The following is a 16,583-nucleotide window of genomic DNA, read 5'->3' as shown; positions in this document are numbered from 1 at the left end:
GCAGATGATTTTAATCAAAAGAATGAGGGCGATTCTAACATAACTGTGAATTATGCACGTTTCTAAATGTATAAGTTTTCATGAAAAATGGAGAGAAATAACTCAAAAGATTTGCTCTATTCAACGATCAAAAATGACCTCCTAAAGCCAAGAAATCCATATTCAAAATCTTATCTTACACTCATTACCAGCTTACCTGAACATTCCGAATTTCCTTATCTGAATATGCAACTACATTTGCCTTCCCTGAATTTTCAGAAAAAGAAATACTAGAAACATAGTACTGAAAACCAGAGCCAAGTTGTTGCTGAGCCAATTCCTTAGCTTTCTTCTCTGACTCACTACCTTGTAAGAAAATAAACATTCCGATCATAAACATAAATAGGAAAGTTGCAGAGAGATAAGCTGACAAAGGTCTATCCGTTGCATAGCCTGCTTGAGCTAATAGTCTCAATGCATGGGGAGAGGAAAGCTGACGATAAATCCAGATCATAAAGAAGAGAAAGAACATCATGAACAGGAAAAAAACTATCGCAGACCACGTATTCAGTTTTATTTGTAGTTTTAATAGATCAAAAGGCATCAATAGGCTTGCACCTATAACAATCCCAATAAACATGATAAAGAAGAATACACTCAACCATCGTGCTATATGTGCTGTCTTGACACTGCCCTTTAGAAGAAGAATACCAACAATCACAGCGAATATATTAAAACTGGATGAGTAACCAATTTGATTGATGATGCAATAAATCATCAAAATAATATCAAGAACACCGATGACCAGAAGTGCAACACCTACTTTTTTAAAAGGATTCTCTGTAGAAAACATATCGTTCTTAGCCAGTGAAATTTCTAAACATCTTGACGCGTATTAAATTCATTTTCAAATAAATTCTCTTCTATACAATGCCTTGCTTTTAGCTTGATTCAACAAATGATTCTCTATTGAGATTTACTATGCTCTAAAACAGAATTCAGTCACTCCCCTCTACATCCGGCTCATCATCTTTTTTTCTACTGATAACTTTATGAAATATGGTGCATACGTTATGATGAATAACGATTTTTGTAGAGTGTTTGAAAACCCTTATGCAACCTTTTGTTCTATATAATTCTGAGCAACGTAAAAAAGTTGAATTTGTCCCACGCAAAGAAGGCCAAATTGATATGTATGTGTGTGGTATGACTGTTTATGATTACTGTCATATCGGGCACGCTCGAGTTATGGTTGCATTTGACTACATCATTCGCTTCTTGCGTAGTCAGGGCTGGAAAGTTCGCTATATCCGTAACATCACCGACATCGATGACAAAATCATTGCACGTGCCAATGAAAATGGTGAGAGCATTCAGCAACTTACTACACGTTTTATTGATGCCATGAATGAAGACGCAGCAAACTTGGGCTGTGCTGCACCTGACGAAGCGCCAAAAGCAACTGAATATATTGATCAGATGCAAAGCATGATCAACACCTTGGTTGATAAAGGCGCTGCTTATCCATCTAGTAATGGCGATGTTTATTTTGAAGTCAGTAAATTCGATAAATATGGTCGTCTATCTGGTCGTAAACTGGAAGACATGCAAGCGGGTGCATCTGAACGTGTTGATATTGAAGTTGAAAAGAAACATCCATTTGACTTTGTGCTTTGGAAACATGCCAAAGAGAATGAACCTGCTTGGGCTTCACCTTGGGGCAATGGCCGTCCAGGCTGGCATATTGAATGTTCTGCAATGTCGACTTGCTGCTTAGGCAATCATTTCGATATTCATGGTGGTGGTTCAGATCTGATGTTCCCACACCATGAAAATGAAATCGCCCAAAGTGAAGCATCGACTGGCGAACAATATGTTAATTACTGGATGCATGTGGGCTTCATCAACGTCGATGGCGAGAAAATGTCTAAATCTTTAGGCAACTTCTTCACCATCCGTGATGTGATGGAAAAATTCCATCCAGAAGTGATTCGCTACTTCATCGTGTCATCGCACTACCGTAGTCCAGTCAACTTCTCTGATGTAGCATTAAAAGAAGCGAAAACAGCACTCAGCCGTTTCTACCACTCTTTTAAAGCCTATCAGCAAGTCTATGGTCAAAAAACCACTGAGACGTTAGAGCAGCACTTTATTGAGCGTTTTAATAGTGCTATGCGCGACGACTTCAATACGGCAGAAGCAATGGCAGTCCTGTTTGAACTCAATAAGGAACTGAACCGTGCAGTAAAAGAAGAACAAGTTGAACAAGCCACGCTTCTTTACTCTACCCTACGCCATTTAACTGACATTCTTGGCTTGGTTCAGCATGATGTTGATGACTTCCTCAAATCAGATATTGGACAGGAAGCACTAGCGCTTTCAGATGCTGAAATTGAAGATTTTATCCAGCAACGTGTTGATGCGAAAAAAGCCAAAGACTTTGCCAAAGCCGACAGTATTCGCCAATCTTTATTGGATCAGGGTGTGGTTTTGGAAGATACACGTCAAGGAACAATCTGGAGACGTGCTGATTAATTCAACACTTAGCATGCCAGAGAGTTGACAGCTGAATGAAACTCTCTATAATGCGTCCTATTGCGGGAATAGCTCAGTTGGTAGAGCATAACCTTGCCAAGGTTGGGGTCGCGAGTTCGAGTCTCGTTTCCCGCTCCAAATTCAAAAAAGCCCTTATCGAAAGATAAGGGCTTTTTTATTTGTTCCTCGTTATAGCATCAGCTTAATTTAATATGATCAGACTCGACCTCATCATATTCGAATACTCAAATAACATCTCACAACAAACACTTATCAAAACGATTAATATTAGTTTTTGTGCTTGGAGAATCGGTAACCCTGATCACATAATGCTGCAATCACAACAAAGACTGCTGCGGCTGCTAAAATAATGATGACACTAGCGGTTGAGTGAGTTGGTGATGCCGCGACCATACTTAAAGCACCCAACGGAGCTAAACCACCCGCAATTGCTGTACCAATTTCTCGACTAGAACTCACCCCTGTAGAACGATTTTCCACTGAAAATTGTCGGCATAAAAATGAGCTTTGTGAAGCAAACATCATCGGAGCCAAAATACCCGTTCCTATCGCAATGGCAATATAAATCAAGATATCTTGACCTGTCTCTAGTAATTTCATAAATGGATAAGCGAATAATAAGGATAAAAGCCCACCCAATATCAGTACTTTCTTACTGCTCCAGTAATCGCACAACCACCCAAAGAATGGCACAGTGACAATAGCGACTAAACTAGCGATCGTAATCGATAAAGATGTCACATGCGCTGTAACCTCTTTGAACTGTGTTAAATAAGCTAAAGAGAAAGTTTTAAAAATATAGCTTAAAGCGTTATATCCAATTGCCACAAACAAAACCACCAAAATCCCTTTTAGATTGGCTTTAAGTAAACTTTTAAAAGGATTTTCAGTCTTAACATTTGAATCTTCATTAATTTTTTGTTCAAAATCTGGTGTCTCAGGTAAATTTTTTCTTACCCAAACCCCAACAAGCACCAATACAAAGCTTAATAGAAATGGAATACGCCAACCGCCATTTAATAAAAATTCATCTCCATTTAAAGTAAGTAAAAAAATAGTAAGTGAAGATAATAATAAGCCCAAGTTTAAGCCCAATGCAGGCCAAGCGCCTTGACGACCACGTTTTTCATCCGATGCATGCTCATAAGACGTAATCGCCGCCCCAGCAAACTCTGCTCCTGCACCCAGTCCCTGAATAACGCGAAAAAAAACTAAAAGTATGGGAGCCCAAATACCAATCGTGTCATAACCTGGAATTAAACCTATACAGACAGTGCATAACCCCATAAGCAAAAAGGTAATATAAAGCATTTTTTTACGACCATAACGATCGCCAAAAAAACCAAAAAATATACCGCCAAATGGTCGAGCAATAAATCCGATTGCGAAGGTTGCAAAGGCAGCAATCGCTGCTGTACTCGGATCAGATTTATCAAAAAAAACTTTACTAAAAACAATAGAGGCCATCGTGGCATATAAGTAAAAGTCGTACCATTCCAACATTGAACCAACAATTGTCGCTGTTGCCACTTTCTTTAGGCGTTTGGCTTTTTCTTGTTCTGTTTCATGAACATTTTGCATATTGATAATCCTTTATTTAAGGCGCATGACCCCTATGGCCTATAGTTTCCATCTATAAGACAGGTCACAATTCAAACTGGTTATTAAAAGTAAAAATGATCTAATCTGAAGATAAACAATTAATTAGCATACTAGGATTAAGCTCATCACAACGATTAACACCTAACATTGCCATATTACGATCGACTTCATCGCGCAGTAGGTTAATTGCATGCTCAATCCCCATATCGCTTGCTATAGCGGCTGCATAATTAAATGGTCGTCCCACAAACACCATCTTTGCCCCTAAAGCAATCGCTTTGAGCACGTCTGAACCACGTCTAAAACCACTATCAATCATGACTGGGTAATCTGAACCCAATGCCTGAACGACATCTGGTAAAATTCGCATAGGTGAAATGGCGCCATCCAGCTGACGACCACCGTGATTAGATAGAATGATGCCATCGGCCCCCATCTCTTTTGCGAGACGTGCATCTTTGACACTTAGTACGCCTTTAATCACTAAATTCCCTTGCCAATATTGACGAATCTGTTTGAAATGCTCCCAATTTAAATGATCCCTAGCAGAAAAATCACGGAGCACATTCGCAGACAAGATTGGCGCACCTCTTGTGGCAAAGGAATTTTCAAAATGAGGCATCCCGTGTTTTAGAAATGTGCGAAAAAAAGTTCCAAATAACCAAGAAAGTCGGGTAAGCCCATCCCAAGCCAAACGCAAACTTGGACGTAATGGTGTCGAAAAACCAGAACGCACATTATTTTCTCTATTTGCAGAGACAGGAATATCTACCGTAATCACCAATGTCTTAAAACCAGCATTCTTTATTCGATCAAGCAATGCCAAAATACGTGGTGTATCTCCAGGAAGATAAGCTTGGAACCATGTATCAGGAGCAGCTTTTGCCACTGTTTCTAAAGGAATTAAGGAGGAACCACTCATAATTGAAACAATATTGGCAGCTTGTGCAGTACGTGCTAAAACGACATCTCCTCGGTAAGTTGATAATGCGTTTAATCCCATTGGAGCAATTCCAAAGGGTGAATTATAAGTTTTTCCAAAGAGCTCTATTTTTTGATGGCGCTGAGAAACATCTGTTAAGACCTGAGTTATAAAACGATAATCTTTAAAAACTGAACGATTATCCCTAAGGCTCGTATTATCCTCTGCCGCCCCAACAATATAACCAAAGATCGGTCTTGGTAATTTTTGACGTGCTTTTTCCTCAAAATCCTGTAAACACAAAATATCTTCTAAAACTTTAGGTATCTTCTTGGAGGGCATCTCTCCTCCTTGAATATTCTGCTTATTTGCGTTCATAAATCGCTCATCCATTTCCCATAACCTACTTTATAGTGATAGAGGAATATAAATAAAAGCGATATTATTTAAACAAAGTTATTCGGAAAAATCGAACAATGTCTTCTCCTACCATTAAGCAACTTGAAGCTTTTTACTGGGCAGCAACGTGTGTCAATTTTGCTGTAGCAGCCCAACGTCTCCATATATCCGTTTCATCGTTATCGCAAAGAATTCATGAATTAGAATGTGTTTTAGATCACCAGCTTTTTGATCGTAGTGGACATCGAGCCGTTTTAACCGAGGATGGAGAACGCTTATTAAGCATGGCAAGCAAAGTACTTGAAGCGGTCATAACACTACAAACTACATTTACAAATAAAAATGACCAAAAGGGGTTAAATGGCAGACTAAAGTTTGGTGTGGGAGAATTATCAGCACTGACATGGTTACCAAAATTTATTGCGATTGCTCAAAAAGAACATCCCCTATTACATTTAGAGCCCTATGTTGATGTTGGTGCAGTACTTGAACGAAAATTAGATGCAGGCGAACTCGATTTTGCAATCATGGCAGGCAGATCATCTAAAAGCAGCATTCTGTCTCAGTCTATTATGAAAGCTGATTTTGTATGGATGATCGCCGAACCATTACTCGATCAAACCTCACCTCAAGACTTAATGAGTCTATTAACTCAGCATACGCTCGTCACCCTACCTGCTGGAGCAGGAACAACCCGTATTTTAGATGATTGGCTTTTAACTCAAAATATTCATGAAATTAAGCGTATCACTTGTAATAATTGGAGCGCTGTTGCTGGCATGATTCGAGAAGGTGTCGGTATTGGTTTTTTACCCAAAGGCTGGATGGAAAATGGAGTCGGGACAACACTCATTCAACTTGAAAGTGATCCACCTTTACCATCACTACATTATGCTTTTCAGTGGAGACGTGGGGATATTCGCAATATTATCCCGACCATGCAAACCTTAGTACGTGAACACATCAATTTTTCACTTAGACCTAATGATATTTTATAAAATCTCACCCCCCCATTACGGATAAAAAAGGGATATCTACTACCAGTTGATTAATCTATAAAAATTAAAATTCTGCTTATATTTATGTAATTCTAAGGTTATATACGACACAAGAATTATCAATCTAGATAATGAAGGCTTTTTTCCCCTTTAGACTTTTACAGCGAGACAAACTTTACACACCCACCTTAATGTAATATTATAACATTACATCAAATACAGAGAATCAAAAATGAAAGTATGCTCATCCCTTAAAAGCGCCAAACGCCGTAGTGCTGACTGCCAAATTGTAAAACGTCGCGGCAAGCTATTTGTCATCTGCAAATCAAATCCCCGCTTCAAGGCAAGACAAGGTTAAACTTGTCTTGCTTTACCAAAGGTTAAACAACCCTTACATTCCCTTACTTCCATTTCTTTTTAAAATCTAATAACTTGGATATCAATACTTTCGAATAAGGTTATATCCAAGATGAAAAAATCAATTATTGCCATTTCTCTAGCGTCTATTTTCCTTGTGGCATGTAACAAGGCTGAAACACCAAAAACTGACGAGCAAACTCCGCCAGCAGCGACTACAACAGAAACAACGCATGAAGCTGTTGATAGCGCACACACAGCTGAAAACTCTCTCGACTGGAATGGTACCTACAAAGGCGTACTTCCATGCGCTGACTGTGAAGGCATTGAAACTGAACTTGAACTGAATCAAGACAAGACCTTTGAGTTAAAAGAAAAATATTTAGGTAAAGGCGATGGTAAAGCATTCGAAAGTAAAGGTAGCTTCGCCTTTGATACTAAAGATACATCAGTGATTACATTGGATAAAGCTGGCGATGGCCGTAAATATTTCGTTGCTGAAGGTTATCTAAAAGCTTTAGATACAGAAGGTAAAGAAATTACAGGTGAATTGGCAAGTAAATATGAGCTTAAAAAAGAAGCCGACTAAACCTTAAATAATTTAAAAAAGCCCATTTATGAAGTAGGCTTTTTTAAAACAATAAAAAAACCCAGTCATAATGACTGGGTTTTTTTAGAAGATACGAATTACTTCGCAGCAGCTTGAGCAGCAGCAACTTCTTCTGCAAAGCTCATTTCAGCTTTCTTCTCAATACCTTCACCCACTTCGAAACGAACGAATTGAGCTACAACAGTACCAGTCGCTTTCAATACGTCAGCAACTTTCTTGTCGTTGTCGATAACATACATTTGACGATCAAGAGCAACTTCGTTCAAGTATTTTTCAACTGAACCAGTTACCATTTTCTCAACGATGTTCGCTGGCTTACCAGATTCTAACGCTTTCGCTTCAGCAATTTCTTTCTCTTTAGCGATCAAGTCAGCTGGAACAGCTTCAGCATTTACTGCAACTGGGTTGAACGCAGCAACGTGCATTGCAATACCTTTACCAGTGTCAGCATCACCTGTGTAAGAAACAACAACACCGATTTTTAAACCGTGCTTGTAAATAGCCAAGTTTTCGCCTTCAACGATTTGAGCGCGACGAACTTGAATGTTTTCACCGATTTTTTGAACAAGCGCAACACGAGCTTCTTCTACAGTCGCACCGTCTTCAAGCTTAAGTTCAGCAATTTTCGCAGCATCAGTTTCGTTTGCAGCAAGTGCAGCAGTAGCAACTTTATCAGAGAAGTTTTTGAAGTTTTCGTCTTTAGCAACGAAGTCAGTTTGACAGTTAACTTCAACAAGGATTGCTTTGTTACCGTTTTGGATGATAGTGATCGCACCATCAGCAGCAATGTTACCTGCTTTTTTAGCAGCTTTTGCTTGACCTGATTTACGAAGGTTATCAATCGCAAGTTCGATGTCACCGTCTGCTTCTGTTAATGCTTTTTTGCATTCCATCATTGCAAGACCAGTACGGTCACGTAATTCTTTTACCATGCTCGCAGTAACTGCAGTCATGTTGATCTCCTAAAATCGGTAGAAAATAAATCTGTTCAACAAAAACGGCCCAAAGAATCTCTGGGCCGTTTGCAATCTCGACGCTTTAATCTGCCACCATTACATGTCGCAAAAATGACAAGCTTGCGTCAAAACGCATTAAGCCTCAGAAGCGTCTTTAGCAGCGTCGTCGCCTTTTGCTTGTGCATTTGCTTGTGATTGAGCATATTCTTTACCAGCAAGAATCGCATCAGCCATAGCAGAAGCATACAAAGTTACTGCACGGATCGCATCGTCGTTACCCGGAATAACGTAATCAACGTTGTCTGGGTTAGAGTTTGTATCAACGATACCGATTACAGGAATACCTAAGTTTTTCGCTTCTTTGATTGCAATCGCTTCGTGATCAACGTCGATTACAAATAATGCGTCAGGTAAACCACCCATGTTTTTAACGCCGCCTAAAGCACGTTCAAGTTTTTCCATCTCACGAGTACGCTCTAAAGCTTCACGTTTAGTAAGCTTAGCAAAAGTACCGTCTTGAGATTGAGTTTGAAGATCTTTTAAACGGTTGATAGATTGGCGAAGTGTTTTCCAGTTCGTCAACATACCACCTAACCAACGGTGATCTACATATGGTTGACCAGCGCGTTGAGCTTGTTCACGGATGATGTTAGAAGCAGCTCGTTTTGTACCAACGAATAATACTTTGTTCTTTTTGCTCGCTAGGTTGTTAACGAAGTTCAAAGCATCATTTAACGCAGGAACAGTGTGCTCAAGGTTAATGATGTGAATTTTGTTACGCGCGCCAAAAATGTATTGACGCATTTTTGGGTTCCAGAAACGAGTTTGGTGACCAAAGTGTGCGCCTGCTTGAAGAAGGTCGCGCATGCTTACGTTGTAATCTGCCATTTTCTTTACCTTAAAGTTTGGGTTAGGCCTCCATATATCCGCATTCTCCACCTATTGCTAGGCACCCAGAGTAATGTGTCGATATATGTGCGGATTTTTTTACGACTATTATTATCAGATAATTTCGTAAAATATATTCACGAAAAGCATTTGATAAAATAGGCGGCTATTTATACCATAGACGCTTGCAAATTACCAAAAGTTTTTAGAGATCATGAATACAACTTATACAGCCCCTCGTCGATTAATCAAAACACCTGAAGAAATTGAAAAGATGCGTGTTGCTGGCAAATTGGCGGCTGAAGTTCTAGACATGATTAAACCGCATATTAAAGCGGGTGTGAGCACACTAGAACTCGATACAATCTGTCGCAATCATATTGAAAATGTTCAACAAGCAATTCCTGCTTGTGTAGGTTACGGCGCAGCGCCAGGTCGTCCAGCTTTCCAACATTCTATTTGTACTTCGGTCAACCATGTAGTTTGTCATGGTATTCCTTCTGAAAATAAAATCTTAAAGAACGGTGATATTCTTAACATCGATGTAACAGTCATTAAAGATGGTTATCACGGTGACACCAACATGATGTATATCGTGGGTGGTGAAACCTCTATTCTTGCAAACCGTTTGTGTTCAGTCGCTCAAGAAGCGATGTATCGCGGTATGGCAACTGTAAAAGACGGCTCATACTTGGGTGATGTCGGTTATGCAATTCAACAATATGTTGAATCTGAGCGTTTCAGTGTCGTTCGTGAATATTGCGGGCATGGTATCGGTAATGTCTTCCATGATGAACCACAAGTTTTGCATTATGGGCAAAAAGGTACAGGTATGCGTCTGGAAGCAGGCATGACCTTTACAATTGAACCAATGGTTAACGCAGGTGTTTGGCAAACCAAGCTTTTAGGCGATAAATGGACAGTTGTCACTAAAGATCACAAATTATCTGCTCAATACGAGCATACGATTTTGGTAACAAAAACAGGCATCGAAGTTTTAACTGCACGTCCTGAAGAAGACTTGTCTCGTTTTATGTAATTTATTTTGTTTAATTTTTCAAAAAAAAGCTACTTCGGTAGCTTTTTTTATGTCTTCATAATTCCTTCATTAATTTATTTAAATTAAACAAAAAATTTCATAAGTATAACAATTATTTATTTTAACTAAACAAAGCAGATTTAAAAAAGAGTTATGGTGGGCGCAAGAAAAATCCTTACAAACTTTAGGACATGGAGTCCCGAGATGATGAAGAAGTCATTTGCTTGCCTGCTTACAGGTTTATGTGCCCTACCAACAATTACTTTCGCAAACTCACCTTATTTCAGTTTAAAAGATGGTGATGGGTTTAAGCGTTTTTCAGTTTCCGCTGGTTGGTTGCATGCCATGCCACAAGGAAATGGTAATCCAATTAATATCAATACTAGTGTAGCTGAAGGAACAAAATCTAAAGTTGGCGATATTACTGTGGACTCAGTTCTGGGTGCCATAGATCAATCCACTGCCGATGGTAAGACCAAACACGATAAGCTAGAGGGTTTAGTCAACAATATAATCACAAAACCGATTATCACCCATGAAGGTTCTGATGGAAAAAGATATTTAAACGGTGAGGTTGCTGGTGAAGCGACTATTAATGGCCTATCTAATTGGCAAGCCCAAGGAACGGGATTAACCGCCGATAATGTTGATACGCTAGGCATAATGGCAAATTATTTCTTTACCGATAATATTTCACTTGAAGTTAAAGCAGGCATCCCGCCAAAAGTTGATATCAAAGGCGAAGGACAAATTTACGCGCCTTTAACGGGTACAGATACACCAGGGAAAGTTGCGGGAATCATTGATGCTGGATTAATTATTGGAGGTGATTTACCTCTTAAAAAAGATATTCCTATTACCAATCTATCACAAAGTAAAAAAGCTGCTTCAGCAACTGCATGGTTACCCGCTGCAGAAATTCATTATCAATTTGGTAAATCAGGCGTTAATAAATTTAGACCTTACATTGGTGTAGGGGTTATGTATGCTCATTTCACCCATTTAAAACTCGATGGAAATGTGAGCAACGATCTAGTTGCTGCTGGTCATATGATCCAGAACGTACTCGACAACAAAGCAGGCGCTGCACTTGATGGCAAAACCTCCTCAGCCAATCCTAAAATTAAAGTTGAAGCAGATGATGCATGGGCACCAATGGCGACTCTAGGTGCGACTTATGATTTTAATCCAAACTGGTTTGCTGTAGGTTCTGTCACATATGCACCAATGAGTAGCGATGCAAAAATCACTATTTCAGACTCCAATACAGGTAAAGAGTTGATTCGTGCCAATACCAAAATTGATATCGATCCATTAATCACCTATGTCGGTGTCGGCTATCGCTTCTAAGCGTTTTAGCTCATAAAAAAGCAGCAGTTCAATCAGCTGCTTTTTTATTTCCTGATATTTTTAATGGGAAACAAGTTGTTCAAACAAATAGAACTCTAATCGCTTTTTAGAATCGAAATATAAACAGAAGTATTTTAAAATACTTTTCACTTATTCCATGATCATAACAACAATGTCAAACCAACAATTCTCGAAACAGTTGATTTATATGTTGATCGGAAGTGCACTGATCCTTGCACTTTCCCTCGGCGTACGTCATGGCTTTGGCTTATACCTTGTCCCAATGAGTGATGCATTTGGCTGGGGACATCATATTTTTAGTTTTGCCATCGCCTTACAAAATCTGATTTGGGGTGCAGCACAGCCCTTCACAGGTGCAATTGCAGATAAATATGGCACCAAAAAAGTAGTTGCAGCGGGTGGCTTACTCTATGCCATCGGCTTGATCATGATGGCATTTAGCTCGACAGGATTGTTGCTTAATCTCAGCTTGGGGCTTGTGATTGGATTAGCCTTATCGGCAACATCATTTACCGTGCTGCTTTCAGCCGTTGGTCGTGCGGCCCCGCCAGAAAAACGCAGTATGGTGATGGGGATTGCCAGTGCAGCGGGTTCATTCGGTCAATTTATCATGTTGCCATCAACCTTGCTGTTACTTAAAAGCATTGGCTGGTCCTCCGCACTCCTCGTCAGTGCATTCGCAATTGCATTCATTGTTCCTTTGGCATGGTTATTAAAATCCCCTACTTCGACAGCACCGAAAGCACTGAATCAACCCAGTCTCGGCTTTAAACAGGTTTTAGAAATTGCCAGCAAGCACAAACCTTTTTGGTGGTTATCCTTAGGTTTTCTGGTTTGTGGTTTCCAAGTGGTATTTCTAGGTGTGCATTTACCGGGTTATTTGATCGATCATGGCTTTGATGCCACCACAGGCACTATATTCTTGGCACTAGTGGGTCTATTTAATATTGTTGGGACCTATGGAGCTGGCTGGTTAGGCGATCGTTATTCAAAACCCAAACTGCTGATGTTACTGTACGGGCTACGTGGTATCGCGATCATTGCCTTCCTGTTATTACCGCTCAGTATATTTACAGTTTATAGCTTTGGGATCATCATGGGATTGTTATGGCTTTCAACCGTGCCATTAACCAATGGTATTGTTGCCAATATGTTTGGAGTAAAATATTTATCAATGTTGAGCGGCATTGTGTTTTTTACCCATCAAATTGGTTCATTCTTTGGTGGCTGGTTAGGTGGTGTTAATCATGATCTCGCAGGCAACTACAATATGATCTGGCTTGCCTGTTTGCTGTTAAGTGCTTTTGGTGTAGTGATTCATCTTTTCGTGAATGAAGAGGCTGTTATTCATGACTAATATTGAACGAAATTTTAAAATTTTACTGATTGGATGTGTGCTTTGTTTAATCAGTTTTTCAATCTTGATCTGGTTTCAAACACCTGATCTGTTTGAATATTTCAACCAAGCCTTTTGTGCACACTAAACAAGTATGTCAGTGTTTTACACTTGTCATCTAATGATCAAAAAATTGTCATAAAAAGATAAAAATTAAATGGTTTAATGAAAAATAAAAAACCTACAAAACGCAAAAAGCTTGCTGACCTCATCGTCAGCAAGCTTTTTTATTGTACCTACAAAAAGGGCCGCTTTAAGCGACCCTGATTGGATAGAAACCATTAATTTTATTACTGATGTTTCGGCAACGGAATATATTGAGATTGTGCATTTTGCTGGACTTTACGCTCGCCCACTTTCACCTGTAAGGTTTGCTGCTTCCCTTCACGCTCAACAACCACATCGATCAAGCTTCCTGGGTCTTGCAGAGCCACATAGTTGATTAAATGTGAAGCGGAAGAAATCTGCTCGTTATTGACTTGAATAATCTTGTCACCACGTTTAATTCCAGCTACGTCTGATGGTCCTTCACGCAATACATCAGCAACCGTGACACCAATCGGTTTAGCAGCCAAGACATCTTCATCGAGATTATTTGGAATTAAACTAATGCCTAACCAGCCACGCACTACACGACCATCTTTCAGGATTGAATTAAGGACTTGTTGACAAACCTTCGCAGGAATCGCAAAACCAATCCCCAATGAACCTCCAGACTGAGAGAAGATCGCTGTATTAACACCAATCAGATTCCCTGCCACATCAATCAATGCACCGCCAGAGTTACCTGGGTTAATTGCCGCATCGGTTTGAATAAAGTCTTCATAGGTATTGATTCCCAAGTCAGAACGGCCCGTCGCTGAGATGATCCCTTGAGTTACGGTTTGACCAACACCAAATGGATTACCAATCGCGAGCACTACATCACCCACTTCGTTACCACTCAATTTGAACGGTAAAACTGGCAATTTATCTAACTCGATCTTGATCACAGCCAAATCCGTATCAGGATCTGTACCAATCACTTTCGCTTCAGCACGGCGACCATCATGCAGCGCCACCACAATATGTTCAGCCTGAGCAATCACGTGATTATTTGTGAGGATATAACCATCAGCACGTACAATCACCCCAGAACCCAGACTGTTTTCATTTTGAGGCTGTTGCGGCACTTGATTGCCAAAGAACTCGCGAAATACAGGATCATTCAATAATGGATGATTCATCTGTTTTACTTTCTGCGTGGTAAAAATATTCACCACGGCAGGCGCAGCCACTTTGACCGCAGCACTATAGGAAACCACCCCACCTGCACGTGATGTATCAATGAGAGGCTCAACCTTTTCTGCTGGCATTTTTACCCCGTCAGCCGCAACAGTTGGTTTCGGTTGATGTGATTTCTGCCAAGCCAGAAAACTAAATATAACAAGAATGAGTAATACCCAAGGTAACCATGTAAATGCACGGCGCACGTCTATTATCCTCTAGGCGAAATTATGTTATGAACGTAATTTATTGAAGAACTGGAAGTTTCCACTATTGTAAAGTAAATTGCTTAAAATCAATGCAAAAGTTAAAAAAGTTTTGTCTAGCTTTAGTTACATTTAAAAATATGTTTTTATTGACGTCTATAAAAGCTGTTAATCATTTGAGGAATCGCATGGCAAATTTGCATGATATTGTGCACTGGTGTAATCAAACTTTAAAAGCAAATGAGTTTAAAGACTATGCACCAAATGGCTTACAAATTGAAGGCAAAGCCGAAGTCAATAAAATTTTATGTGCTGTGACCGCTTCTGAAGATGCAATTGATGCAACCATTGCTCAGCAGGCAGATGCCTTACTGGTTCATCACGGCTATTTTTGGAAAGGCGAACCCTACCCGATTACAGGCATGCGTGGCAATCGCATTAAAAAACTGATCCAAAATAATATTTCTTTGATTGCCTATCATCTGCCTTTAGACGCACATCCAAGTCTGGGCAATAACGCAGCGATTGCTGATTTAATCGGTTTGCAAAATCTTGAAGCATTGGATACATCGGAAAAACATCCGATTGGCAATATTGCTTATCTAGACAATGCATTGAGTCCTGAGCAATTCAAGGCAAAATTACAGGCTATTTTTGACTTTGACATTATTCATCTGCCAACTGATAAAACGACGATCCAAAAAGTAGGCTTTTGCACAGGCGCAGCTCAGGATTTTATTGGCAAAGCAGCGCAAGAAAATTGCGATGCCTATATTTCTGGTGAAGTCAGTGAGCGTACTTTCTATGAAGCCAAAGAGTTAGGTGTTCACTATTTCGCTTGTGGTCATCATGCGACTGAACGTTATGGTGTTCAGCGTTTAGCACAAGCAATTGCAACGCAGTTTGCCATTGAATCTGAGTATTTTGAACTCAACAATCCGATCTAAACTTTCTCAAGTTTATGCAATTGAGTGAGACTCTTTTCACTCAATTGTATTTCGCCAATCCTTAAGTAGCATGCAGATCAATTATCTGCTGATCCCAAGTATCTCTATTCAACCTACAGCCAGATTTTAAAGCGTAAATAAGTACGTGCTTTAGACCATTTACTCATCCCCCATCCAACCTATAAATAAAATTTATTTTTAATTCATTTTCACCCATAAAAAAGTAGCGAATAAATGTATTGATTATCATTTGCATTTAAACAAATAATAAAAGCGCTTTAATCCATCGTTATAAAACTACATTGATTACAAAAGGAATCAAACACATGGCCTATTCTTTACCTGCGCTTCCTTATGCTTATGATGCACTCGAGCCCAATATTGATACCAAGACAATGGAAATTCATCATAGTAAACACCATCAGACCTATATCAATAATATTAATGGCGCAATTGAAGGCACAGAATGGGAAAAACTTTCAGTGGAAGAACTGGTTGCTAAAGTCAATGAAGTTCCTGCTGAGCTTAAAAACATGGTCATCAACAATGCTGGCGGACATGCCAATCACTCACTGTTCTGGACGGTCATGAGCCCGCAAGGTGGCGGAACGCCTACAGGTGATATTGCGGAAGCAATTGATCAGCAACTCGGTGGCTTTGATGCATTCAAGGATGCTTTTACCAAAGCGGCGATTAGCCGTTTCGGAAGTGGTTGGGCGTGGTTGAGTGTGACACCTGTAGGTAAAATTGTAGTAGAAAGCAGCGCCAATCAGGACTCTCCACTGATGCATGGTCATACCCCTATTTTAGGACTGGACGTATGGGAACATGCTTATTATCTAAAATATCAAAACCGTCGCCCTGAATATATTGCTGCGTTTTATAATGTGGTGGATTGGGATGAGGTCAATCGCCGCTACCATGAGGCATTAAAAGCAATAAAAAATTGATTTTAAATAATAAAGTTAAAAATTTATTCTTGATCAAGGTAGATTAGAGTCATCAAAAAGATAAACTTAAAGATTCATTGGCTCTAATTCTATCTTGTGTATGGTATATGTCTCAGATGGAAATTTTTTGCATATTTTGTG

Annotated in this window: 15 protein-coding genes and 1 tRNA gene; 10 read left to right on the top strand and 6 right to left on the bottom strand. The window is 39.6% G+C overall.

What is annotated here, in order from left to right; all coding sequences use genetic code 11:
- Positions 1-184 precede the first annotated feature (184 nt).
- Positions 185-832, bottom strand: a complete 648-nt coding sequence (locus EC846_RS06760) for a hypothetical protein (RefSeq protein WP_123774633.1) — start codon at positions 830-832, stop codon at positions 185-187.
- 260 nt (positions 833-1,092) lie between these two features.
- On the opposite strand from EC846_RS06760, the gene cysS reads away from it, so the two are divergent.
- A complete protein-coding gene (gene cysS / locus EC846_RS06755; RefSeq protein WP_123774632.1) occupies positions 1,093-2,514 on the top strand; it encodes a cysteine--tRNA ligase in 1,422 nt (473 codons plus the stop codon).
- Between the two features lie 62 nt (positions 2,515-2,576).
- Positions 2,577-2,652: transfer RNA gene (locus EC846_RS06750), tRNA-Gly, on the top strand.
- 150 nt (positions 2,653-2,802) lie between these two features.
- Here the strand turns inward: EC846_RS06750 and EC846_RS06745 are convergent.
- Entirely contained in the window at positions 2,803-4,116 is a 1,314-nt protein-coding gene (locus EC846_RS06745) for an MFS transporter (protein WP_123774631.1), read from the bottom strand.
- 100 nt (positions 4,117-4,216) lie between these two features.
- The gene (locus tag EC846_RS06740) at positions 4,217-5,437 is read right to left on the bottom strand and encodes an alpha-hydroxy acid oxidase (protein ID WP_123774630.1); all 1,221 of its coding nucleotides are present in this window, start codon (positions 5,435-5,437) and stop codon (positions 4,217-4,219) included.
- Between the two features lie 98 nt (positions 5,438-5,535).
- Here EC846_RS06740 and EC846_RS06735 point away from each other — a divergent pair, with 98 nt between their 5' ends.
- From EC846_RS06735 to EC846_RS06725, 3 genes are all read left to right on the top strand, one after another.
- Positions 5,536-6,456: a LysR family transcriptional regulator gene (locus EC846_RS06735; protein ID WP_123774629.1), complete on the top strand. Its 921-nt coding sequence runs from the start codon at positions 5,536-5,538 to the stop codon at positions 6,454-6,456.
- Positions 6,457-6,688: 232 nt separating this feature from the next.
- Positions 6,689-6,814 carry a type B 50S ribosomal protein L36 gene (ykgO, locus tag EC846_RS06730; protein ID WP_005231541.1) on the top strand — a complete coding sequence of 42 codons (126 nt, stop codon included), beginning with the start codon at positions 6,689-6,691 and terminating at the stop codon, positions 6,812-6,814.
- A 111-nt stretch (positions 6,815-6,925) separates the two neighbouring features.
- Positions 6,926-7,402 carry a copper resistance protein NlpE gene (locus tag EC846_RS06725; RefSeq protein WP_123774628.1) on the top strand — a complete coding sequence of 159 codons (477 nt, stop codon included), beginning with the start codon at positions 6,926-6,928 and terminating at the stop codon, positions 7,400-7,402.
- A 98-nt stretch (positions 7,403-7,500) separates the two neighbouring features.
- On the opposite strand, the gene tsf is transcribed toward EC846_RS06725, so the two are convergent.
- A complete protein-coding gene (gene tsf / locus EC846_RS06720; RefSeq protein ID WP_004773622.1) occupies positions 7,501-8,376 on the bottom strand; it encodes a translation elongation factor Ts in 876 nt (291 codons plus the stop codon).
- A 138-nt stretch (positions 8,377-8,514) separates the two neighbouring features.
- A complete protein-coding gene (rpsB, locus tag EC846_RS06715; RefSeq protein ID WP_004652723.1) occupies positions 8,515-9,267 on the bottom strand; it encodes a 30S ribosomal protein S2 in 753 nt (250 codons plus the stop codon).
- A 214-nt stretch (positions 9,268-9,481) separates the two neighbouring features.
- On the opposite strand from rpsB, the gene map reads away from it, so the two are divergent.
- From map to EC846_RS06700, 3 genes are all read left to right on the top strand, one after another.
- Positions 9,482-10,306: a type I methionyl aminopeptidase gene (gene map / locus EC846_RS06710; RefSeq protein WP_004773623.1), complete on the top strand. Its 825-nt coding sequence runs from the start codon at positions 9,482-9,484 to the stop codon at positions 10,304-10,306.
- Between the two features lie 204 nt (positions 10,307-10,510).
- Positions 10,511-11,656 carry an OmpW/AlkL family protein gene (locus tag EC846_RS06705; RefSeq protein WP_062847213.1) on the top strand — a complete coding sequence of 382 codons (1,146 nt, stop codon included), beginning with the start codon at positions 10,511-10,513 and terminating at the stop codon, positions 11,654-11,656.
- A 157-nt stretch (positions 11,657-11,813) separates the two neighbouring features.
- A complete protein-coding gene (locus EC846_RS06700) occupies positions 11,814-13,034 on the top strand; it encodes an MFS transporter (RefSeq protein WP_373869382.1) in 1,221 nt (406 codons plus the stop codon).
- A 329-nt stretch (positions 13,035-13,363) separates the two neighbouring features.
- Here EC846_RS06700 and EC846_RS06695 read toward each other — a convergent pair whose 3' ends face one another.
- Positions 13,364-14,545: a trypsin-like peptidase domain-containing protein gene (locus EC846_RS06695; protein ID WP_004773630.1), complete on the bottom strand. Its 1,182-nt coding sequence runs from the start codon at positions 14,543-14,545 to the stop codon at positions 13,364-13,366.
- Positions 14,546-14,733: 188 nt separating this feature from the next.
- On the opposite strand from EC846_RS06695, the gene EC846_RS06690 reads away from it, so the two are divergent.
- Together EC846_RS06690 and EC846_RS06685 are read left to right on the top strand one after the other, a co-directional pair.
- Complete coding sequence (locus tag EC846_RS06690) at positions 14,734-15,492, top strand: Nif3-like dinuclear metal center hexameric protein (protein WP_123774627.1); 759 nt, start codon at positions 14,734-14,736, stop codon at positions 15,490-15,492.
- A gap of 326 nt (positions 15,493-15,818) precedes the next feature.
- A complete protein-coding gene (locus EC846_RS06685) occupies positions 15,819-16,442 on the top strand; it encodes a superoxide dismutase (protein WP_123774626.1) in 624 nt (207 codons plus the stop codon).
- Positions 16,443-16,583: the final 141 nt, after the last annotated feature.

The sequence above is a fragment of the Acinetobacter sp. BIGb0102 genome (genome assembly GCF_003815055.1).
Taxonomy (GTDB): domain Bacteria; phylum Pseudomonadota; class Gammaproteobacteria; order Pseudomonadales; family Moraxellaceae; genus Acinetobacter; species Acinetobacter vivianii.
Note: the sequence above shows the minus strand (reverse complement) of the source record. Positions and strands in the feature narration are given on the sequence as shown.